This is a genomic window from Streptomyces sp. IBSBF 2435 (assembly GCF_036815005.1).
Lineage (GTDB): Bacteria > Actinomycetota > Actinomycetes > Streptomycetales > Streptomycetaceae > Actinacidiphila.
On the sequence record NZ_JAJSYW010000116.1, the window covers coordinates 1 to 21,812 of the forward strand.

Sequence of the window (21,812 nt, forward strand, 5' to 3'; positions counted from 1 at the left end):
CCCAGGATCCCCCCTCAGCCCCGGGACCTCTCCCGGCGATGCGCTTACCCGCCTCGGGCGCCTGCCCCTCGCGGCGCCCCCCGCGGCAGAGGAACCGGGCCCGCAGGCGCGCGGGGAACCGCGCGGCCGGCCGGGACGGCGCGAAAGGGCGCGCCGCCGCCGCAAGGGGCACTCGCCTGGGGGCGCGAGGAACTGCGCGCGCAACCCGCCGCCGGCGCACGGTCCGGGTACGGGGCCGGCCCGGCAGGGCGACCGGCGGCTAAAGGGAAGAAACGATCTTGCCGGTCCAGATGTCGGTGCCGTGCGGCATGGCGAGCACCACCAGGGTCCCGAAACCGTCGAAGTCCGTGGTCGACACCACACCCACCCCCCGGCCCCCGGGCCCGCCGAAGGTGAAGTGCTCGGTGAGCCGGCGCAGCCGCCCGTCCCCGTCGAGCCACGCGTCGAACGGCACCCGGGTGACGGCGAAGCCCTCGGCCGCCGACGTGAGCGCCCCGGGCGCCCCCGGCTCGGCCGCCCGTGCGGCCCGCCCGATGTCCGCGACGCCGCGGAAGTGCCGCACCGCGGCGCCCCGCAGCGTCTGCTCGCCGACCAGCACCACGTCCCGCGCGCCCCGCAGCAGTTCCGCCGCGGCCAGCGGCTCGGTGGCGCCGCCGGTGACGAGGTTGCCGTCCGGCAGCGTCGTGGTGTCCACCCGTACCCACTTGCCCGCGGGGACGCCCTCACCGCGGTCCTTCATGTAGAGCGCGCCCGGCGTCAGCAGCTCGGTGATCGGCCGGTGCTCCTCCGCCCCCGCCGCGTCCCTGGGCAGCGCCAGGGTCAGTTCGCCCTGCCGCCTGGCGAAGTCGAAGCGGCCGGTGCCGGTGACGGTGACCCAGGTGCCGCCGCTGGCCATCCGCATCGAGGTGTCCACCAGCGCGCTGCCGGCCCGCACCAGCGCGTCGGCCGCGTCCCGTACCGCCGCCGCGGGGTCGCCGCCCTTCGCGCCGGCGGGCCCGCCGGCCGCGGCGGCGCCGTGCTCCACGCACCCCGCGACCAGCGCCACCGCGCACCCGGCCGCCGCCACCGCCGCCGCCGTACGCCGGAGCCGCGGCCCGGCGGCCGTCACCCGTACACCACGTACACGTCCACCCGTGGACATCGCCGCCACCATCCCTGAACCACCCCTGTTACGCGCGTGGGCCTCACCTCGGTAACGACGGTCGGAAGGGCGCCGTCACGCCCGCTACCGTGGTGGCGTGCTCAAGTTGCGTACCCAGGGCGGATGCCGGGACGAGACCGGTCAGGGACCGGCGGCCGGCGATCACCGGACGTCCGTGGTGGAGCGGGGCTCCTTCGCCGGCGCCCTGTGCACCTGCGGCTGGAAGGGACCGGCCCGCCGGGCCCGCGACCGGGCCAGACGCGACGCCCGGGAGCACACCGCCGGCTGATCACCGCTGAACGTCGGCTCCGGGGACGCAACCACCACCCCGTCCGCCACGTCTAGGACTTGCAGAGTCCTCCGTCGCCGGAGCGCCGCGCCCCGGCGCGCGCCCGGCGGGAATGTGGCGGTGAAGCACGTGGATGAGTCGGCCCCCCGGCCCCTGGCCGAGTCCGTGCCCAGGCCCGCAGACACGACCCGGGCGCGGCGGCGTACCGCGCTCAAGGCGGGCGGCGGCGCGCTCGCCGCGGCCTGGCTGACCGGCTGCGGCCCGGCCGGCGGGGACAGCGGCGCCGACGGCAAGGCGTCCCCGCCGTCCACCGGCACCGGCGCCCCGTCCCGCACTCCGAGCCCGAGCTTCTCGCCGGTCGCCGCCGACTGGCCCAAGCTCGCCGCCGCGCTGCACGGCAGCCTGGTCCGCCCGCAGGACGCCGCCTACGGCACCGACCGGCGGCTCTACAACACCCGCTTCGACAACCTGCGCCCGGCCGCGATCGCCTACGTCACCGGCGCCGACGACATCCGCCGCTGCCTGGACTTCGCCCACCGCACCGCGACGGCGCCGGTCGTCCGCAGCGGCGGCCACTCCTACGCGGGCTGGTCCAGCGGCAACGGCAAGCTGATCATCGACGTCTCCCGGCTCAAGTCGATCCGGCTGGACGGCACCACGGCCACCGTCGGCGCGGGCGCCAAGCTCATCGACGTCTATGACACGCTCGGCAGGCAGGGCCGGACGATCCCGGCCGGGTCCTGCCCCTCTGTCGGCGTGTCGGGCCTCGCGCTGGGCGGCGGGCACGGCGTGATGAGCCGGTCCATGGGCCTGACCTGCGACAACCTGATCGGCGCCACCTTGATCACCGCCGACGGCACGACCCACGAGGTGTCCGCGGACCACGAGCCCGACATCTTCTGGGCGCTGCGGGGCGCGGGCTGCGGGAATTTCGGCGTCGTCACCTCGCTGCGCTTCAGCACCCACCCGGTGCCCGCGGTCGTCACGGGCTACCTCACCTGGCCGTGGAGCCGGGCCGCCGCCGTGGTCGGCGCCTGGCAGAGCTGGGGACCCGACCAGCCGGACCACATCTGGTCGGCACTGCACCTGGACTGCGCCCCCGGCGGCTCGCCGACCGTCTCCGTACCGATGCTGTCCACCGGGTCACGCGCCGACCTGGCCGCCGCGGCCGACCGCCTCGCCGACAGCGCCGGCGCCCCCGCCTCGTCGGTCTCGCTGAAGCCGCACACCTATCTGGACGCGACCTTCTCCTACGCGGGCTGCGCCGGCCTGTCCGCGGCCCAGTGCCATCTGGCCCCGGCCGGACGGCTGGGGCGCGAGACGTACACCGCCCGCTCCGACTTCTACGACACCAACCTGCCGGCGGCCGGCATAGAAGCCCTGCTGGCGCAGGTCCAGCGGCTGGCGAACACCTCGGGCGGCGGCGCGGGCAGCATCGCCCTGACCGCGCTGGGCGGTGCCGTCAACCGGGTCTCCCCCACCGCGACCGCCTTCAGCCACCGCGGGTCGCGCTTCCTGGCCCAATACCTGGCCTCCGACTCCTTGTCGGCGACCTCGTGGCTGGACACCACGCACAGCGCGATGCGCCGCTACGCCTCGGGCGGCGCCTACCAGAACTACACCGACCCGGCCCTGACGGACTGGCGCACCGCCTACTACGGGCAGAACGCCGACCGCCTCACCGCGCTCAAGCGCACCCTCGACCCACAGCGGCTGTTCGACTTCCCGCAGGCCCTGTGAGCGGCCGGCCCGCCGCCAAACGGCCGGAACCCGGCTGAACGACAGGCCTCAGGCCGCCAGGTCCTTGTCGTCGGCGCTGTGCCAGCGGTGCGGCGAGGCGGCGCGCGGCGGCCGGCCGTAAGGCGTGGGGCGCGCCCGGACCAGGAAGGACGCCCGGGTGCGGGCCACGGCCCTGGTCAGGGCGGTGAGCAGGGCCAGGGCGGCCGGGGCGAGCAGCAGCACGGTGGCGGCGCCGAGCGCGAAGCCGCCGACGACGTCGGTCGGGTAGTGCACGCCGAGGTAGACCTGGGTGAAGCCCTCGACCAGGGCGAGGCCCATCGCGATGACGCCCGCCTTGCGGCTGACCATGAACAGGCCGACCGCGGCCGCCGCGATGAGCGCCATGTGGTCGCTGACGAAGGAGGTGCCGTGCTGCCCCGACACCAGTACGTCGAGGCCGTCGTGGTCGACGTACGGTCTCGGCCGCTGCACCAGCGCGCGTACGGGGAAGTTCAGCAGCAGGGCGATGCCCGCGGCGAGGCAGGACCACAGCACGCCGGCGACCGCGGCGGGCGCGTCGGCGGACCGCCGGGCCACCCGCCACCAGCACCATCCGGCCAGCAGCGCGGTCACGGCGATCAGGCCGTACTCGCCGAAGAACTCCGCGGCCCGGTCGACGCCGCGGGGTGCCTGCTTGGCGAGGTCGTTGATGGAACGGAGCAGGGTGATGTCGGGGTTCGCGCTGTCGTTAGCGACTTCTGCCATGGCGATGGTGCCCCTTACCACTAGCAACTGACCGTGCCTCAGCGGATCGGCACGTCCGCAACCTCCGTCGCTTGCGTACCAATCCATTGTTGCCCGTAAAACGGCCGACACGGTACGTAGCGTTCCGGTCTTCGCCAGAAGATCACCATGCTGTTATCCAAGGGTGACCAGTGGACATGCATACCGGCCGACCGTAGGCCAGAGGGTGACGCCCCGCTGTCGAAAGGGTGTCCTGACGGCCCCTCCGGCCGCCCGCTTCCGGCTCAGGCCGCCGCCGCGGGCAGCGCCGCCGCGCCCGCCTGGGTGACCCGGGTCGCGCCGATGAAGTCGGGGCTGTCGATCGGGTCGAACCTGATCTCGGCGCCGGTGTGCGGGGCGTCGATCATGTAGCCGCCGCCGACGTAGATACCGACGTGGTGGATCGAGCGCGGGTCGTTGAGGTTGTTGGCGAAGAAGACCAGGTCGCCGGGCAGCATCTCGTTCCTGCCCGGGTGCGCGCCGGCGTTCCACTGGTCATTGGCGACCCGCGGCAAGGTGATGCCGACCGAGGCGTACGCCGCCTGCGTCAGCCCCGAGCAGTCGAACCGCCCGCCCTGCGCCGCCGTCCCCTCGCCGCCCCACAGATACGGGGTGCCGATCCGCTGCTGCGCGAAGTAGATGGCGCCCGCCGCCTGCTGCGACGGCTGGACCGTCCCGACCGGCGCGGCGAAGCTCTTCTCCAGGGTGCGGATGGTCTTCACATAATTCCGCGTCTCCGCGTACGGCGGCACCCCGCCGGACTGGATCACGGCGTACGCCCCCGCGTTGTACGCCGCCAGCATGTTGTCGGTGTTGTCGCCCGGCACGTTCTTCACGTACGACGCCAGGTCGCAGTCGTAGGTCGCCGCCGACGGGATCGCGTCCTGCGGGTCCCAGACGTCGGCCCTGCCGTCGCCGTTGCCGTCGATCCCGTGGGTGGCCCAGGTGCCCGGGATGAACTGGGCGATGCCCTGCGCCTGCGCGCCGCTCTGCGCGCGCGGGTCCCAGCCGCTCTCCTGGTAGAGCTGGGCGGCCAGCAGCGCCGGATTGATCGCGGGGCACAGGTCGCCCCACTTCTGCACGATGGGCTGGTAGATGTCGGGCACCGCGCCCTTGGCCAGTCGCACCGCACCGCCGGACCCGCCGCCCGCCAGGCCGACCGCGGCCGAATACGTACCCACCACCAGCAGAGCCATCAAGGAGAAGAACAGCCCGCCGCCGAAGATGACGGCCAGCCAGACCTTACGTGCCATCAGTGCCGCCTCCCCTTCCGTGTGTCTCCGCCCCACCGTGAAGGAACGCACGTTCCCATCGTTGCCCAGCGGTTATGCTCGTGATACACAGAGTAGTCATCCATGTCCCATCGAACACCGGTCCGCGCACCAGTCTGACGGCTCCGGGCCGGATCACACGGACGATCCGCCGAGAAAGTCGCTGAGCGACGCGCAACAGCGGAAACGTCGGTCAAGATAGATGCTGGCCCCTTGCGCCCCGGCAGGGGAGCCAACTGACAGAGCGGGGTGGTGAGTTACATGTTCGTGGCAGCCCCCAAGGGCGACATCAACACCATCATCGGCGGCATCGCACCGGACTGGGGACCCTTCGGGTCCCTCGGCCAGGAAGCACGTGTGATGATCGAGGTGGTCATGGCGGTGGCGATCCTGCTGTGCCTGGCCATGGCCATCTGGGGTGCGGCGAAACAACGGATCGGCGCGACCGCACTGCGCGACACCTTCAGTGCCGAGCAGGGCAAGGGGTTGATCATCGCCGGGCTGACCGGCGTGTTCATCATCGGATCCCTCGGCACGCTGTTCACCATCGTCTACGGAATGGCCGTGTAGCCGGGCGCGCCGCCGCCCGCCCGCCGGCCACTCCCCCAGGTCACGTCCCCGGAGCCCGTCCCAGGCTCCACCTTCCCACCCGAGGCTGCGTGCTGATGCCCACTCGACCAAGCAGCGGAGCGGTCCGCCCGATGCGGCTCCGCCGCGCGCCCGCGGCGCCCCGAGGGGCGGCCGCGCGATGAGTCTCGGCCAGGACGGACCTCCGACCAGGACCCGGATGCCGGAGGGTCGCACGACCCACGGCGGCACCCGCCGCCCGCAGCCCCGGCGCGCCCTGGTCACGGTGGTGGGCATCGTCATCCTGCTGATCGCCGCCCTCGCCTTCGCCAACCGCGGTGACCACCCGTCACCCGCGGCCGGCGCCGCGGACACCGGCAGCACGGCGGGCGGCTCCACCGGCACCCGCGGCACCGGCGCCGCGCCCACGGCACCGACCGGCCAGAAGCCCGTCGACGGCAAGAGCGGCGCGGGCATCCCGGCCGGTTTCGCGCACACCGACCAGGGCGCCCAGTCCGCGGCGGCCAACTACGCGGTGGCGCTGGGCTCGGCCGACATGTTCAACACCGACCGCAGGCACCGGATCGTCAGTGCGATCTACGACCCCGCCGTCAGCCCGGGCCTGCAGACCGACCTGGACCGGGCCTACACCGGCGACTCGCTCAAGAGCCTCGGCCTCACCGCCGCCGGCACCGCGCCCGCCGGCTTCACCTTCGTCTCCCGCACGGTGCCGATCGGCACCAAGGTCGGTGCGGACAGCGCCGGCACCCCCGACGCCAAGACCGTCGAGGTCTGGTGCACCGACCTGGTCGGCCTGGCCGGCACCGGCTCCACCAAGCCGGTCAGCACCGCCTGGTTCACCATCACCGAGAAGCTGGTGTGGTCGGGCAGCGACTGGAAGATCCGGTCCTCCACCCAGAAAGAGGGCCCCGCCCCGGTCGCCGCCGACAACCAGGCCGCCTCCGCCGACGAAATCGCCGGCGCGGTCAGGGACTACGGAGGGTTCACGTATGCCAGGTAGCAGCCGCACCCGACGTCAGACCCGCACTTCGGCCGGCGCGGCCGGCCGGCGCCGCTGGTCCGTACCCGCAGCGCTGACCGCGCTCACCGCCGCGGCGCTCACGCTGCCCGCCCAGGCGGCGCTGGCGGCCACCCCGACACCCTCGGCGACGGCCGGTGCCCCGTCGGCGGCACCGCCCACCAGCAACGCCTGCGACGGCCTCATCGGCGCCGCCAAGGACTACTGCACCAAGGGCGACCCCGGCGCCCCCGCCAAGGGCACCAACCCCACCGACACCCTCGACCCGCTCACGTCGCTCGCCAAGGGCTGCGCCAATGCCGCCGCGTGGACGATCGACAAGCTGTCGGCTGCGGTGACGAAGACGACGCAGGTGGACTTCACCAACACCGCCTTCCTGCGGCAATATGCCGTGGTTTTCGCCGCCTCGACGATCCTGACGCTGATCCTGTGGCTGCTGGCGGTGGCCAAGCGGGCGGTGCGCGGGGCGCCGATGACCGAGGCGCTGACCGAGGCGGTCGGCTTCCTGTGGCTGACGGTGCTGGCCTCGGCCTTCACCCCCCTGATCCTCTACACCGTGGTGTCGGCGACCGACGCGGTCACCGACGTGGTGGCCTCGGGCACGAAGTCCGACACGGACGTCTTCTTCGGGTCCTTCTCCAGCGCCCTGACCAAGGGCACCGACATCGGCGGCGGTCCGATCATGCTGATCGTGGTGTCGATGGTCTCGGTGCTCGCCGCCGGCGTGCTGTGGCTGGAACTGGTGATCAGGGCGGCGCTGCTGTACGTGGGCGCGCTGCTCGGCACCGCGGTCTACGCGGGCCTGGTGGACAAGAACATGTGGCACCACGTCAGGCGCTGGGCCGGCATCATGATCGCGGTCATCCTGATCAAACCGGTCATAGTGATCGTGCTGGGCCTGGCCGGTGCGCTGTCCTCGTCCGACAACGGTCCCGACGCCTTCTCCGCGGTCGTCTCCGGCCTGGCCATCATCCTGCTGGCGATCTTCGCGAGCTTCATGATCTACCGCTTCGTGCCGGGCTTCGGCGACGACGTGGTCAATCTGCGCAACGGCCGCAAGGCCGGCGGGCAGAGCCAGGCCGCCGCCGTCATCTCCTCGCCCGCCGCGCTGGTCAAGCAGGGCATCAAGACGCACAGCGCCCGCGGCGGCCCGCAGGAGCAGGCGCAGGGCGGCGGCCCGCAGCCGTCGAACGCGGTGGCCGGCGGCATGGCCGCGCACAGCTCCCGCGGCGGCAACCAGGGCGGGGGCGGCGCAGCCCCGCCCCCGCGGCCGAGCGGCGGGCAAGGCGGAGGCGGCAGCTTCGGCTCGCCCTTCCGGGCGAACCAGGGACCGAACAACGGCACGCAGGGAGGTGATCGCGGGTGACGACCCAGCCCTTCACCCAGCCGCGCCGCACCTATCTCATCGGCAAGGCACGGCCCAACGCGATCGTGGGCAAGAACCGCGAGACCGGCGAGATCGTGCTGATCGTGCTCGGCGCCGGGCTCGGCATGCTCAACGGCCTGCTGGTGCCGGTGCTGCTGCTGCGTATCGTCGGCCTGATCGGCTGGCCCATGCTGGCGCTGGCCGCGGTCTTCCTGCCGTACCGGCGGCGTACGTTCTACCGCTGGTTCGAGATCAACCGCACCTACCGCCGTACGCTGCGGGTCACGCCCACCTACCGCTCCACGGTGCAGGAGGCGGGCACCACGCTGGACGGGCGGGAGATCGAGGTGGGGCCGCCGCCCGGGATCGGGCGGATCAGCTGGCTCGCGGCGCCGTTCGGGCCGGACGAGATCGCGGTGCTGCTGCATGTGGACCGGCGTACGGTCACCGCGGCCATCGAGATCGAGGGGCCCGGCGTCGGACTGCGTGACAGCGAGGACCAGGAAGCCCTGGTGGAACGCTTCGGCACCCTGCTCAAGCACGTGGCCAACGGCGACGGTTTCGTCACCCGGCTCCAGATGCTGGCCCGTACGCTGCCCGCCGACCCCGACGCGCACGCCAAGGACGTCGCCCAGCGCGGCGACCCGGACGCCGACCGGTGGCTCAAGGAGTCCTACGAGCAGCTCCAGTCGATGGTGTCGACGTCCTCCGAGCAGCACCGGGCCTATCTGGTGGCCTGCATGCACTTCACCCGGGAGCTGGCCGCCGAGGGCAACGCGATGGCCCGGGCGACCGTGGTGCGCGGCACCAAGGTCGACAAGGACGCGGGCCTGGCCGCGGTGATGGCCCGTGAGCTGAACGACATCTGCGCCCGGCTCGCCGAGGCCGACATCCGGGTCAGGCAGCCGCTGGGCCAGGCGCGGCTGGCGTCGCTGGTCCACTCGATGTACGACCCGGACCATCCGATCGACCACATCCAGGCGATGACCAGGCGCAATGCCTGGCCGGCCGAGCTGGACGCGACCGAGCCGACCTTCCTCCAGGCCAAGACCCGCGAGTCGATCACCCGGGCGCCCTGGCACCATGCGACGGCGTGGATCAAGGAGTGGCCGCTGACGCCGGTCGGGGTGAATTTCCTGGCCCCGCTGCTGGTGCACACCCCGGACGTGATCCGTACGGTCGCGGTGACGATGGACCTCGAACCGACCGATGTGGCGATCGAGCGGATGCTCACCGAGAAGACCAACGACGACGCGGAGGCCAGCCGAGCCGCCAAGATGAACCGGGTGGTGGACCCGCGCGACGTGGCCCACCACGGCCGGATCGACCAGCGCGGCGAGGACCTGGCCAGCGGCGCCGCGGGAGTGAACCTGGTGGGCTACATCACGGTGTCCTCGCGCTCCCCCGAAGCGCTGGCGCGCGACAAGCGCACCATCCGCGCTTCCGCCGGTAAGTCGTATTTGAAGCTCGAATGGTGCGATCGTGAGCACCACCGGGCATTCGTCAATACGTTGCCCTTCGCGACCGGCATCCGCCGCTAGGTCCCGCCAAGCCCGCCCATACGAGGAGAGGCCATCGCCATGCCCATGTTGGACCCTCTTTCGGCGCTCACCGACGCGTTCACCGGCTTCCTGTTCGGCCGGGTCGAGTCGACCCGGCTGCCGGTACGCACCTCGACGGGACAGGCGCAGGCGGTCTACCTGCCGACGGCGGCGCCGGGGCTCGGCGACTCCGGGGTGATCATCGGCCGCGAGGTCTACTCGGGCAAGGGCTACATCTACGACCCCTTCCAGCTCTACGGCCAGCAGCTGCCCGCCCCGCACTGGCTGGTGCTCGGCGAGTCCGGCAACGGCAAGTCGGCGCTGGAGAAGACGTACGTGCTGCGCCAGCTGCGCTTCCGCGACCGGCAGGTGGTAGTGCTCGACGCGCAGGGCGAGGACGGCGTCGGCGAGTGGAATCTGATCGCGCGGGCGATGGGCCTGACCCCGATCCGCCTCGACCCGATGGCGGCCCTGGACGGCGGCATCAAGCTCAACCCGCTGGACCCGGCGATCACCGTGACCGGACAGCTGGCGCTGCTGCGCACCATCATCGAGGTGGCGATGGGCCGCGGCCTCGACGAGCGGTCCGGCTTCGCGCTGAAGGTCGCGCACGCCTATGTGGCCGAGACGGTGACGGAGCGCCAGCCGATCCTCACCGACATCGTCGACCGGCTGCGGCACCCGATGCCGGAGTCCGCCGAGGCGATGAACGTGGACCTGGACGACGTGCGCGCCTGGGGCCTGGACGTGGCCCTGGTGCTCGACCGGCTGGTCGACGGCGACCTGCGCGGCATGTTCGACGGGCCGACCAGCGCGGGCATCGACCTGGACTCGCCGCTGATCGTCTTCGACCTGTCGCACATCGACCGCAATTCCATCGCGATGCCGATCCTGATGGCCATCGTCGGGGTATGGCTCGAACACACCTGGATCCGCCCGGACCGGAAGAAACGCATCTTCCTGGTCGAAGAGGCATGGCACATCATCAACTCGCCCTTCGTGGCGCAGCTCTTCCAGCGGCTGCTGAAGTTCGGCCGCCGGCTCGGCCTGTCCTTCGTCGCCGTCGTCCACCACCTGTCCGACGTGGTCGACGGGGCCGCGGCGAAGGAGGCCGCGGCGATCCTCAAGATGGCCTCCACCCGCACCATCTACGCCCAGAAGGCCGACGAGGCGCGCGCGACCGGGCGGGTGCTCGGCCTGCCGCGCTGGGCGGTGGAGATCATCCCGACGCTGACCCCCGGCATCGCCGTATGGGACGTCAACGGCAATGTGCAGGTGGTCAAGCACCTGATCACCGAGACGGAACGCCCGCTGGTCTTCACCGACCGCGCCATGACCGAGACCTCGGTGCAGCACGCCGCCGGCATGGCGGCGGAGGCGGAGGCAGAAGCCGAGGCGGAAGCCCGGGCGGAGGCACATGCCGCCGCACAGGTCGCGCTCGCCAAACAAATGGCCGACGACGCGGTGGCGTGACGTGGCGGCGCAGAAACGGCAGCAGGGCGGGCTGCCGGACGGGCTGATCGTCGGCGTCATCGCGTTCCTGCTGGGCGTCACCTTGATGGTGTGGACGGCGACCGGCATCGCGGGGCTGCTCTCGCACGGGTCGTGGCCGGCCGACGCGCACTTCACCCGCACCCCGGGGGCGATGCGCGCGCTGATCGGGCAGCCGCACGACATGCCGGGCGCGTGGCCCGGCGCGAAGCCCGGTGAGCTGCCGGGGCCCGGGCTGTTCTGGGGAATCTTCATCGGGCAGTTCATGGTGCTGTTCACCGTCGCGGTGTGGGCGCTGAACGTCGTCACCCGGCTGCGCACCCGCGACGCCCGCCGCCCGCAGCCGCCGCACCCGCAGACCGAGCCACAACTCGCAGCGCCCCCGCCGTTGCCCGCGCCGCGCCGCAGGGGCCGCGCACATGGCCGCGGCGACACCTACGGCGACGGGCACGGGCGGCCGGGCGGTACGTACGGCGACGGGCACGGGCAGCCCGGCGCGGATGGTTACGGCGACGGGCGCGGGAAGGGCGACGGGGACGGGCTCGACGCCTGGTTCCGTTCGGTGCCGCAGGCCGCGCCGCCGCGGGCCGCCGACCCGATCACCACGGAATTCCCCGCGGTCGGCGCGCCTGCCCCGCCGGCCCGTGAACCGCGGCAGGCGGTGCTCGACGGGGGCGAGGTCACCCGCACCTACGCCCTCTTCGCCGGGCCGCGCGGCGACCAGGCCAAGCGGGTCGTGCAGCCCGCCGTCCTGGCCGCGGCGGGCCCCGCGCTGGTCACCACCGCCGACCCGGACACGTACCACCAGACGGTCGGCAACCGCAGCAAGCTCGGCCCCGTGCACGTCTACGACCCCACGCATCTGCTCGACGTGCCCGGAAGGCTGCGCTGGGCGCCGCACGGCGGCTGCGAACACCCCGGCACCGCCGGCACACGGGCGGCGGCGCTGCTGGCACCGCTGCGTACCGCGCGCGCCGACGAGGCCATCGTGCACAGCACCGCGGTCGTCCTGCTGCGCTGCTGGCTGCACGCAGCCGCCGTGGACGGCCGCCCGTTCCGGCAGGTGCACCGCTGGGCGGCGGGAGGAGCCGCGGCGGCCGACGCCGTGCGCATCCTGCGCACCGACACCGGCGCGGCCTCCGGCTGGAGCGGCGAGCTGGAGTCGGTGCTGCACGCCCACCCCGAACGGCGGGACGCCGCGCAGGCGTTGATCCGGCAGACGCTGGAGCCGCTCAATTCCGTGCACATCCGCGACGCGTGCAATCCGTCGCGTACCGGTGGCCTCGACCTGGAGTCGTGGGGCGCGGAAAGGGGAACGCTTTACGTGGTGGGCGAGCGCATCGAGGATCCGCGCACCCACCTGGGTGCGATGCCCCTGCTCACCGCACTCGTCTCCAGCGTGGTCGAGCACGGCCGGTGCATGGCCGCAGGGTCATCCGCCGGCCGGCTCGACCCACCACTGACCTTCGTCCTCGACGACGTCGCCGCGCTGGCCCCCGCCCCCGACCTGCCCGAGCTGCTCGCCGCCGGGACCGCGGCCGGCCTGCCCACCCTGGCGGTGCTGCGGTCCCCCGAGCAGGCCATGGCCCGCTGGCAGGCACCGCTGTGGCAGCACGCCGACCAGCGGATCGCCCTGGGCGACGACACCGCGGACAGCCTGCCGCCGTCCGTGCCCGACGCGATCCGGCTGCGCTGAGCCCGCGGGAGCGCGGGGCGGCCGGGCTGCGGAAAACCCCAGGAGCCGCCTGTGGGAAGCCTGTTACGGTGCCAGGGCCGACCGCGGGACTCCGTCGCGACTTCCGGAACGTGCCTCTGAAGCAATGATTCGCAGCTCGCGCCCTCACTCCCCGGTCGGCAACCCCCATCCGTACCGCATCCGGGAGCCCGCCGATGCCTGCCGAGGGCCTGATCGCCGCAGAAGACGTCCTGCTCTTCACCAATGCCGCGATCACCGCCACCTCGCAGCGGGAATTCTACACCGGCGCCGATGAGCAGCGCCTGTCGCTGGATTTCCTGCACGCGTACATGCTCGGCAATTACCGCGACCTCTACACCGCCGTGCTGGCCCTCAACATCAACGACCACAATGCCGCGCTGATCATCCGTCACCTGCTGGCCACCGCCCGCGACGCGACACCGGAACAGCGCCGCACCGAGGGCCGGCTGATCGCCCGCCGGCTCACCCTGCTGCCGCCGCAGCGCGTCTACGCGCTCATCGCCGGGCTGCGCAAGGCGAAGGTCAACAACCGCCGCACCCGGGCGATCCTCCGCGACTGGCTGGCGGCGCGGCCGGACCCGGCCTTCGACGCGGTCAAATACCGTACCGGGGTCAAGACGGCGCTGCGGCACGCCCATCTGCCGCCGCCCGGCCCCGAGCTGGGCGACTTCCTCTTCCGGCCGCGCGCCCGCAGGCACTATGCGGCGCCGCTGCTGGAGACCTGGCGGCGGGCCCACTACGAGCAGGCGGCCGTCTACGAGCTGCCCTTCACCGTGGCCGAGGGCTTCGCGGCCCGGCACGGCATCGCCCGTGCCGCCTTCCTCGACCGGATCGCCCCCCGGATGACCCGCGGTGAGCGGCTGCGGCTCCAGGAGTCGGCCCGCGAGCGGGGCGCGACCGCCGTCCGTACCGACCTCAGCCGGATGCCGCTCACCCGCCTCGCCTCATACGTCCTCGGGCTGCCGCTCGACGACCGCACCGCGCGCCGCACCGAGCTGACCGCGGCACTGCGCGCCGCCGCCCACCGCACCGCGGGGGCCGCAGCGGGCACCTGGGGCCGGGTCGCGGCGGTCCTGGACGACAGCTTCTCGGCCTACGCCTCGGGCCAGAAGCGCCGCCGCCCGCTCGCCGCCGCCCTTGCCGCGTATTACCTGCTGGACGCTCTCGCCGACACCTGTACCGCGCTGTGGACCTCCGGCCGCCGCGACGCGCTGCTCGTCCGCCCCTACGGCGCCACGCCGCTCGGCGAGCGGATCCTCGACGCGCTGGAGACCGGCCCCGACCGGCTCGTCATCGTCTCCGACGGCTGGGACAACGCACCGCCCGGCATGGCCGCGGAAGTGCTGCGGGTGTGGCGCGGCCGGCTCGACCCGGACGGCCGGGTCGCCGTCGTCCACCTCAACCCGGTCTACGACGCCGGCACCTTCGACGTCCGCCGGCTGTCCCCCGCGGTCCCCACCGCGGGCATCCGCGACGCCGAGGACCTCCCCTCGCTGGTCGGCCTGGCCCACTTCGCCACCGGCCGCACCGGCCTGCCGGAGCTGCGCGCCCACCTCGACACCCGGATCACCGCCTTCCTCGCCCGTGGGGGTACCCCCCGATGACCGCCACCACCGCGCTGCGGCTCGACCTCGCAGGGCTGCACACCCGGCCCGCACAGGTGTGGGGCGGCATCCGGCTCGTACCGCTGGTCCGCGACGAGCCCGTGCCGGGCCTGCGGCTGCACAAGGAGCTGTACGGCGACGGCGACGGCGTGGTCGACGTGGCTCCCCGTACCGTCTACACGTCGTACATTCCGCACGGTTTCGTCGCCGACTGGGGCACGGGGCCGGCCGCCGCCCACGGCACCCAGTTGCGCGGCGGGCACGGCGACCCGGCCCCGGTCGAGGCGATGCCGGTGCGCTTCCACCGCCGGATGGTCCGCCGCGAGGCCAAGCGCCGGCTGCGCTTCCTGCCGCTGCACCTCGCCCTTGAGGGCTATCTGGGGCTGCACTTCGGCGGCCCCGCCATCGCCTGGGAGGAGTGGTCACAGCAGGCCCTGCGGCGCGGGCTCTCCCCGCGCGTCGAGGAGGCGTACACCGGCGCCGCCGTCCGCGGGCTCGGCGACGCCCTGCGGGTGTTCGAGATCCACCCGGGCCAGTGCGGGGTCCTCCTGCACACCGCCGACGCCCTTGCCGCGGCCTTCGTCGTCCCGCACCCCGACGACTACCGCGCCCTGCACACCACGCTCGTCCAGGACCTCTACGGCGACCTCGTCCACCACTACGCGCTGCTCAGCGCCCCCGTCGGGGACTTCGTCCCGCACCTCGACTCCGCCCGCATCAATTCCACGGCCGACCTGCGCGCGGCGCTGGCCGCGCAGCAGCGGGAATGGGCCGGCTTCCACACCGGCACCATGGCGGCGGGGCTGCTCGCCCCCGAGTACACCGCCCACGCCCTCTACCGTGCCGGCGACTTCACTCTCAGGCGCTTCGTGCCCGCTTTCCGGCCGCGTACCGAGAGCCATATCGGCGAGGCCATCACCGCGGCCGACGGGCGCGTCGCCTACCTCAAGACCTTCCGCCTGTCCGAGGCGCAGATCCGGCGCGGCCACCTTCTGTCGTGCCTAGCCGCGCACGACTGGCACGTGGCCCGCGCGGCGGCCGACCTCGCCCTGACACCCGCCGAACTCACCGCCCGCCTCCGCACAGCCGGCTTCGCCCACCTGCTGCGCCACAAATAGCCGCCCACCGCGCCCCGGGACGGTGCCCTCCGCGCAAAAGGCTGCTTCTCAGGGGCGCGAGGAATTGCGCGCGCACCACGACGGCGGAAAGAAGCAAGGCCATCGCAAGTGGCACCCACCCGGGGGCGCGCAGAACCGCACGCCCAGCCGGGAAGGCGCCGGCCGACAAGCACGCCACCGCAAGTGGCGCCCCCGCAGCGGCGCGCAGAACCGCGCGACACGCCACGACGCCGCCGGCGCCGACATACCGGCCCGGTCCACGACGGACCGACGAAACGCCCCGCCGCCTCAGGCGATACGCGCAAGATCCGCCACATGCACCGCGCCAAGCAACGGGCGCCCCGCCCCGAACCGCTCCACCTCATCCACCGCGTAAGCGCCGAGGCGCTGGACCTCCGACCCCTGGCACCCCGCAATATGCGGCGTCAGCAGCACATTCGGCAAGGTGTGGAGCACATGCTCCACCGGCAGCGGCTCCGGCTCCGTCACGTCGAGATACGCGTCGACCCGCCCCGCCCCGCACTCGCGCGCCAGCGCCTCCGTGTCGACCAGCCGCCCCCTGGCCGTGTTGATGACGGCGGCGCCGTCCCGCAGCAGCCCCAGCCGCCTGGCATCGAGGAGGTGCCGGGTCTCCGGCAGGTCGGGCGCGTGGATCGTGACGATGTCGGAGGCGGCGCACAGTTCGTCGAGGTCGACGAGCCGCACCCCGAGCGCCGCCGCGTCCTGTGCGGAGACGTACGGGTCGGCGAGGAGTACCCGGAAGCCGGATTCCGCGGCGAGCAGCCGCGCGATGACCCCGCGCCCGATGCGTGACGCGCCGATGACGCCGATGACGGCGCCGTCGGCCCCGCGGCGCTCGGGGTAGGTGGGCAGCCGCCCGCGGCGGTAGTCCGCGGCGGCGCCGAGCGCGCGCCGGGCGGCGAGCACCACTGTGGCCATGGTGAAGTCCACGACGGGCCCGGCGTTGGCGTCGGCAGCCGACGACACGACGATCCCCCGCTCCCACACCTCCGGGTGCACGTGGTATTTGACGGTGCCTGCCGCGTGGATGACCGCGCCGAGCCGCGGTGCGCGGGCCAGCAGCCCGGCGTCGACCTCGGGCGCCCCCCACCCCGTCAGCAGCACTTCCGCGCTGCCGAGCGCCTCGGCTGGCGCGGGGTCCGCTGCGTCGGTGACGAGCAGTGGATGGACGTCGGCCAGCGTGTCGAGCCGGGCGCGCAGCGGGGCCGGAAGGACCAGGTCCAGGATGTCCTGCCGCATCGCCAGCACCAGCTTCGGCCGCTCCGCCATGTCTGCCCCTCGCGTGTAATCGGTTACCTGCTGACCCGCTCAGATTATTCGCGTCCCGACCACAGGTCAACGTCATCCGTTGCGCGGGGGCTTGACCCTGTCGTAGTAACCGGTTTAGGTTCCCCCCACCTTAGGCGTCGAGGAGGACGCGATGGCGATTGCCGAACGGGACTCCACCGGCCGCACAGGGGCGGCGGGTGCGTCCGGTGCAGACGGACGGGCCGGGCGGGCGAGGCGTGGGACGCGCCTCGCCCGGCTGCGCAGGGACGGGGTGCTGCTGGCACTCATGGCCCCGGGCGTGGCGTACTTCCTGGTGTTCCACTACGGCGCGCTGGCGGGCAACGTCATCGCGTTCAAGGACTACGTCCCCTTCGACGGCCTGTGGGCCAGCCAGTGGGTGGGCCTGGGCAACTTCCAGAAGATGTTCGGCGACCCGGACTTCTGGTCCGCGGTCGTCAACACCGTGTCGATCGCCCTGCTCCAGCTGATCTTCTTCTTCCCGGTGCCGATCGCGCTGGCGATGCTGCTGCACAGCCTGACCAGGGACAGCATCCGCAAGTTCGTCCAGTCGGTGGCGTATCTGCCGCACTTCCTGTCCTGGGTGATCGTCGTCGCGGTCTTCCAGCAGGTGCTCGGCGAGACCGGCCTGCTCAACAACGTGCTGGGCGACGCCCATCTGCACACCGTGGACATCATCGGCAATCCCACCGCGTTCAAGCCGCTGGTGATCGCCGAGGTGATCTGGAAGGACTGCGGCTGGGGCACGATCATCTTCCTCGCCGCGCTCACCCAGGTGGACGAGCAGCAGTACGAGGCCGCCGCCATTGACGGCGCCGGCCCCTGGCGGCGGTTCTGGCACATCACCCTGCCGTCGGTACGGCCGATCATCGTCCTGCTGCTGATCATGCGGCTCGGCGACATCCTGTCCGTCGGCTTCGAGCAGATGCTGCTGCAACGCGGCTCGGTCGGCCCGGACGCGGCCGAGGTCATCGACACCTTCGTCTACTACAAGGGCCTGGTCGGCGGCGACTACGGATACGCCGCAGCCGCCGGACTCTTCAAGGGCGTCGTGGGCGCCGCACTCGTCTTCACCGCCAACAAGGTCGCGCACCGCCTCGGCGAACAGGGGGTCTACCGATGAGCAGCGCCGCGCAACGCCTCCACCGGCCCGCGCCCGTACGGCGCCCGTCCGCGCGCCCGGCATGGATGGAGCGCCCGAAGCCCGCCACCCAGGCCGCCAAGGCGGTCGCGCTGACCGCGGTCGTCCTGCTGGTCACCGTGCCCTTCCTGATCATCGTCTCGACCAGCTTCGCGTCCAGCCAGGAGGTCGTCGCCAACGGCGGCTGGGTGCTGTGGCCGCAGCACCCCACCCTGCGCGCCTACCACGAGCTGTTCGACGGCGGCATCGTCACCCACGCCCTGCGGGTCAGCGCCGGCGTCACGGTCATCGGCACCGCCGCGAGCCTGGCCTGCACCATCGGCCTGGCCTACGCGCTCAGCCGCCGCGACGTCTTCGGCGGCAAACCGATCCTGCTGCTGATCCTGTTCACCTTCCTCTTCCCGCCCGGCATGATCCCCGGCTTCCTGCTGGTCAAGGGCCTGCACCTGCTCGACAGCTACAGCTCGCTCGTCGCACCCGTACTGATCAACGTCTTCAACCTCGTCGTCCTGCGCGGCTTCTTTCAGTCGGTCCCCGAGGAGCTGTACGAAGCGGCCAGGCTCGACGGCGCCGGCGAGTGGCTGATCCTGCGCCGCATCGTCCTGCCGCTGTCCAAGGCGGCACTGGCGGTGGTCGGGCTGTTCTACGCGGTCTCGTACTGGAACGCCTGGTTCTACGCGTCGATCTACCTCGACTCCGACCACTGGCCGCTGCAACAGGTGCTGCGCACCTACGTCGTGGGGGGCACCCAGCTCGCCGACTCCTCGGTGGGCGACGCGAGCGCCGTGGCCGCGCCGCAGACGATCCAGATGGCGGTGCTGGTGGTGGCCACCGTGCCGATCCTGCTCGTCTACCCCTTCCTGCAGAAGTACTTCACCAAGGGCGTGCTCACCGGCGCCGTCAAGAGCTGAGAACCCTTCAGAAAGGACCCACCGTGAGTACCTCGTCGTTCTCGCGGCGTACGCTGCTGCGCTCGATCGCCGCAGGTGGCGCCGCCCTGGCCGCACCGTCCGTCCTCACCGCCTGCTCGACCTCGTCGGCCGCGCACGACGTGGGCAACGCGGGAAAGAAGCTCGCCCCCTGGCCGGCGTACATCCCCTTCTCCGGCCCCGCCCCCGACCTGCCCGGCACCGCCGACGGCATACAGCCCGGCTACCTCGCGTACCCGAAGAACCTGGTCAGCGCGGTCCACGCCAAGCCGGGCAAAGGCGAGACGATCAAAGTGATGGCCATCACCTACGGCACCCCGCCCAAGCCGGCCGGGCAGAACAGGTTCTGGGCGGCGATCAACGAGGCGCTGGGCGTGAACATCGAGTTCACCGTCGTGCCCGACGCCGACTACATGACCAAGATGGCCACCATGATGGCAGGCAACGACCTGCCCGACGTGATCAACTTCGGCGGCGGCCACACCCTGCCCCGCGAGGCCGACTTCGTGGCGTCCAAGTGCGCCGACCTGTCCGAGTACATCTCGGGCGACGCCATCAAGGCGTACCCGAACCTCGCAAACCTGCCCACGTACGTCTGGCAGGACATGGGCCACATCGGCGGCCGCCTCTACGGCATCCCCGTCCAGCGCTCCGCGCCCGGCAACTGCCTGTGGATCAACAACGACGTCTTCACCACGGCCGGCATGAAGGACGGCTGGACCTCGGACGACTTCATGGCCGTCGCGAAGAACGCCACCCACGGCAAGAAGTACGGGCTCGGCTCGTCCGCGCCGCTGCTGTTCGGCGAGACCATGCACACCATGGCCTTCGGCGCGCCCCAGGAGTGGAAGCTCGACGGCGGCGCCTTCGTCAGCGCGTACGGCACCGACGAATACCGCGCCGCCCTGGAGTTCATGTCCGAACTGCGCCAGGCCGGCCTCTACAACCCGAATGTGCTCGGCACCTCCACGGTCGACACCAAGACCTCCTTCTACAACGGCACCGTCGCCTCCATGGTCGACGGCTTCGGCGCCCTCAGCACTTCCGTGCCCAGCATCAAGGACGCCTTCGTCCTCGACACGGCCGTCCCGTACACGCCCTCCAACGGAGCCAGGCCCGGCATGCAGCGGGCGAAGGGCGCGTGGGGCTACACCGCGTTGAAGAAGACCACCCCGGACCGCGTCAAGCTGATCCTGCGGGTGCTCGACTACCTGGCGGCGCCCTTCGGCACCAAGGAGTACGAGCTGAACCACTACGGCGTCGAGGGCACGCACTTCACCCGCGACCAGAGCGGCTCGCCCATCCCCACCGAGCTGGGCCTGGTCGAGAACCCGGTGCAGCTGCCCGTCAAGTACCTGTGCGACGCCCCCCAGGTGCTCTACCTGCCCGGCCGCCCCGACGTCGTCAAGCGCAACCACGCCTGGCAGCTCAAGGTCGCCCCGATGCTCGTGCGCAACCCCCGATTCGGCCTCCAGTCCGAGACCAGCAGTCGGGTCGGCGCGGCCATCGACACCCTGCGCACCGACACCGTCGGCTCGATCGTCGCCGGCCGCAAACCGCTCAGCGCCTGGGACGGCACCGTCAAGAAGATGCGCAATATGGGCCTGGACCGGATCGCCGAGGACTACGCGAAGGATTACGCCTCAAACCACTGACATGCACTGACCCGCGCCGCCGCAGTACGGCCATTACGCTGGGCGGCGGCGCGGTCGTAACGGACACCGGCACGCCGGGGACATCGGATGGCGGGGATGGCGGAGACTTCACCAGGGCCGGGCACGATCAGCGGCGGCGCCCGCCGCGTCACCATCCGCGACGTCGCGGACCGGGCGGGCGTCTCGGTAGCCACCGTCTCGCGGGTGCTGGCCGGGAATTACCCCACGTCCGCCGCGGCCCGCGCCAAGGTGCTGCGGGCCGTCAAGGACCTCGACTACGTCATCGACGGCCGCGCCAGGGCGCTGGCCGGCACCGGACCCAAGACAGTGGCGGTCATCGTCTCCTCCGTGGACAGCGCCTTCTACGCCACCGTCGCCCAGGGCGTCGAGCAGGAGGCCGCCGCCCGCGGCCGGCTGTGCATGGTGTGCAGCCACGGCGGCGACGAGGCCCGCGAACTCGCCCTGGTCCAGATGATGCGCGAGCAGCGCTCGGAATTCGTGGTCCTGGTCGGCGGCGCCGTCGAGGACGAGCGCTACCAGGCGAGGCTCACCGAATACGCCCACGGACTGGCCGCCGCCGGCTCCCGCCTGGTGCTGTGCGGCAGACCCGCGCCCAGCGCCGACATGCCCGTCCTCGTCATCGAGTACGACAACGAGGCCGGCGCGTACGCAGTCGTCAGCCACCTGCTGTCCGCAGGCCACCGCGACATCCTCTACCTCGGCACGATGCCGGGGCACACCACCGTGGAACCCCGCATCGCCGGCTACCGCCGCGCCCTCGCCGACCACGGCCTCGGCCCCGCCGCCGAGCGCATCGCAGGCGTCGGCCTCGGCCGCGCCCACGGCTACGCCGCCATGCGCCGGATCCTCGCCGACTCCGACGGGCGCCCCGGCTTCACCGCCGTCTTCGCCGGCGACGACCAGGCCGCCGCCGGGGCGATGGCCGCGATGCGCGAGTACGGGCTGCGTACGCCGGACGACATCTCCGTCGTCGGCTACAACAACGACGGCCTCGCCCAGGACCTCAACCCCCCGCTCACCACGGTCAACATCCCCGCCTACGAACTCGGCCGCGAGGCCGTCCGCCTGGCCCTCGCGGAAGGGCCCGCCCACCCGGGCGCCCCCCGCAGCAC

The 21,812-nt window shown here is 72.5% G+C and carries 18 protein-coding genes; 14 read left to right on the top strand and 4 right to left on the bottom strand.

Annotated features, from left to right (window positions below; all coding sequences use genetic code 11):
• Positions 1-259: 259 nt before the first annotated feature.
• A complete protein-coding gene (locus V7E46_RS21640; protein WP_333769965.1) occupies positions 260-1,108 on the bottom strand; it encodes a hypothetical protein in 849 nt (282 codons plus the stop codon).
• A 130-nt stretch (positions 1,109-1,238) separates the two neighbouring features.
• Here V7E46_RS21640 and V7E46_RS21645 point away from each other — a divergent pair, with 130 nt between their 5' ends.
• The gene (locus tag V7E46_RS21645; RefSeq protein WP_443054292.1) at positions 1,239-1,430 is read left to right on the top strand and encodes a hypothetical protein; all 192 of its coding nucleotides are present in this window, start codon (positions 1,239-1,241) and stop codon (positions 1,428-1,430) included.
• A gap of 165 nt (positions 1,431-1,595) precedes the next feature.
• Positions 1,596-3,170 (top strand): FAD-binding oxidoreductase, encoded by a 1,575-nt coding sequence (locus V7E46_RS21650; protein ID WP_443054295.1) that lies wholly within the window; start codon positions 1,596-1,598, stop codon positions 3,168-3,170.
• Between the two features lie 48 nt (positions 3,171-3,218).
• Here the strand turns inward: V7E46_RS21650 and V7E46_RS21655 are convergent, their stop codons facing one another.
• Complete coding sequence (locus V7E46_RS21655; RefSeq protein ID WP_333769967.1) at positions 3,219-3,914, bottom strand: phosphatase PAP2 family protein; 696 nt, start codon at positions 3,912-3,914, stop codon at positions 3,219-3,221.
• 263 nt (positions 3,915-4,177) lie between these two features.
• Positions 4,178-5,185: a C40 family peptidase gene (locus V7E46_RS21660; protein WP_333769968.1), complete on the bottom strand. Its 1,008-nt coding sequence runs from the start codon at positions 5,183-5,185 to the stop codon at positions 4,178-4,180.
• A 279-nt stretch (positions 5,186-5,464) separates the two neighbouring features.
• Here V7E46_RS21660 and V7E46_RS21665 point away from each other — a divergent pair, with 279 nt between their 5' ends.
• The 8 genes from V7E46_RS21665 (at position 5,465) to V7E46_RS21700 (ending at position 15,646) form a co-directional block, all read left to right on the top strand.
• Positions 5,465-5,773, top strand: a complete 309-nt coding sequence (locus tag V7E46_RS21665) for a hypothetical protein (protein WP_031524459.1) — start codon at positions 5,465-5,467, stop codon at positions 5,771-5,773.
• A 217-nt stretch (positions 5,774-5,990) separates the two neighbouring features.
• Positions 5,991-6,791, top strand: coding sequence for a hypothetical protein (locus V7E46_RS21670; RefSeq protein WP_333769969.1), 801 nt, complete (start codon positions 5,991-5,993; stop codon positions 6,789-6,791).
• The gene (locus V7E46_RS21675; protein WP_329176214.1) at positions 6,781-8,175 is read left to right on the top strand and encodes a hypothetical protein; all 1,395 of its coding nucleotides are present in this window, start codon (positions 6,781-6,783) and stop codon (positions 8,173-8,175) included. The genes V7E46_RS21670 and V7E46_RS21675 overlap by 11 nt, the downstream gene beginning before the upstream one ends.
• Complete coding sequence (locus V7E46_RS21680; protein WP_329176215.1) at positions 8,172-9,716, top strand: SCO6880 family protein; 1,545 nt, start codon at positions 8,172-8,174, stop codon at positions 9,714-9,716. Before V7E46_RS21675 ends, V7E46_RS21680 begins: the two co-directional genes overlap by 4 nt.
• 45 nt (positions 9,717-9,761) lie before the next feature.
• Entirely contained in the window at positions 9,762-11,189 is a 1,428-nt protein-coding gene (locus V7E46_RS21685) for an ATP-binding protein (protein WP_329182435.1), read from the top strand.
• Between the two features lie 172 nt (positions 11,190-11,361).
• On the top strand, positions 11,362-12,903 hold the full coding sequence (locus tag V7E46_RS21690) for a type IV secretory system conjugative DNA transfer family protein (RefSeq protein WP_443054296.1): 1,542 nt from the start codon (positions 11,362-11,364) through the stop codon (positions 12,901-12,903).
• Between the two features lie 194 nt (positions 12,904-13,097).
• Complete coding sequence (locus V7E46_RS21695) at positions 13,098-14,528, top strand: hypothetical protein (RefSeq protein WP_333769971.1); 1,431 nt, start codon at positions 13,098-13,100, stop codon at positions 14,526-14,528.
• On the top strand, positions 14,525-15,646 hold the full coding sequence (locus V7E46_RS21700; protein ID WP_333769972.1) for an ARPP-2 domain-containing protein: 1,122 nt from the start codon (positions 14,525-14,527) through the stop codon (positions 15,644-15,646). The genes V7E46_RS21695 and V7E46_RS21700 overlap by 4 nt, the downstream gene beginning before the upstream one ends.
• Before the next feature lie 288 nt (positions 15,647-15,934).
• Here V7E46_RS21700 and V7E46_RS21705 read toward each other — a convergent pair whose 3' ends face one another.
• Positions 15,935-16,936: a hydroxyacid dehydrogenase gene (locus V7E46_RS21705; protein ID WP_333769973.1), complete on the bottom strand. Its 1,002-nt coding sequence runs from the start codon at positions 16,934-16,936 to the stop codon at positions 15,935-15,937.
• 286 nt (positions 16,937-17,222) lie between these two features.
• On the opposite strand from V7E46_RS21705, the gene V7E46_RS21710 reads away from it, so the two are divergent.
• The 4 genes from V7E46_RS21710 to V7E46_RS21725 form a co-directional block, all read left to right on the top strand.
• On the top strand, positions 17,223-18,077 hold the full coding sequence (locus V7E46_RS21710) for an ABC transporter permease (protein ID WP_333769977.1): 855 nt from the start codon (positions 17,223-17,225) through the stop codon (positions 18,075-18,077).
• A complete protein-coding gene (locus V7E46_RS21715; RefSeq protein WP_443054293.1) occupies positions 18,074-19,006 on the top strand; it encodes a carbohydrate ABC transporter permease in 933 nt (310 codons plus the stop codon). The genes V7E46_RS21710 and V7E46_RS21715 overlap by 4 nt, the downstream gene beginning before the upstream one ends.
• Positions 19,007-19,029: 23 nt before the next feature.
• Positions 19,030-20,679, top strand: a complete 1,650-nt coding sequence (locus tag V7E46_RS21720) for an extracellular solute-binding protein (RefSeq protein WP_333769974.1) — start codon at positions 19,030-19,032, stop codon at positions 20,677-20,679.
• Between the two features lie 96 nt (positions 20,680-20,775).
• Positions 20,776-21,812, top strand: a 1,037-nt coding sequence (locus tag V7E46_RS21725; protein ID WP_333769975.1) for a LacI family DNA-binding transcriptional regulator, incomplete at its 3' end; no start/stop codon positions are given.

Coding starts and splice junctions, on each gene's coding strand:
- V7E46_RS21670 (WP_333769969.1), top strand. CDS start 5,991: ATGCCGGAGGGTCGCACGACCCACGGCGGCACCCGCCGCCCGCAGCCC.
- V7E46_RS21655 (WP_333769967.1), bottom strand. CDS start 3,914: ATGGCAGAAGTCGCTAACGACAGCGCGAACCCCGACATCACCCTGCTC.
- V7E46_RS21660 (WP_333769968.1), bottom strand. CDS start 5,185: ATGGCACGTAAGGTCTGGCTGGCCGTCATCTTCGGCGGCGGGCTGTTC.
- V7E46_RS21665 (WP_031524459.1), top strand. CDS start 5,465: ATGTTCGTGGCAGCCCCCAAGGGCGACATCAACACCATCATCGGCGGC.
- V7E46_RS21695 (WP_333769971.1), top strand. CDS start 13,098: ATGCCTGCCGAGGGCCTGATCGCCGCAGAAGACGTCCTGCTCTTCACC.
- V7E46_RS21705 (WP_333769973.1), bottom strand. CDS start 16,936: ATGGCGGAGCGGCCGAAGCTGGTGCTGGCGATGCGGCAGGACATCCTG.
- V7E46_RS21685 (WP_329182435.1), top strand. CDS start 9,762: ATGTTGGACCCTCTTTCGGCGCTCACCGACGCGTTCACCGGCTTCCTG.
- V7E46_RS21715 (WP_443054293.1), top strand. CDS start 18,074: ATGAGCAGCGCCGCGCAACGCCTCCACCGGCCCGCGCCCGTACGGCGC.
- V7E46_RS21710 (WP_333769977.1), top strand. CDS start 17,223: ATGGCCCCGGGCGTGGCGTACTTCCTGGTGTTCCACTACGGCGCGCTG.
- V7E46_RS21700 (WP_333769972.1), top strand. CDS start 14,525: ATGACCGCCACCACCGCGCTGCGGCTCGACCTCGCAGGGCTGCACACC.
- V7E46_RS21690 (WP_443054296.1), top strand. CDS start 11,362: ATGCGCGCGCTGATCGGGCAGCCGCACGACATGCCGGGCGCGTGGCCC.
- V7E46_RS21675 (WP_329176214.1), top strand. CDS start 6,781: ATGCCAGGTAGCAGCCGCACCCGACGTCAGACCCGCACTTCGGCCGGC.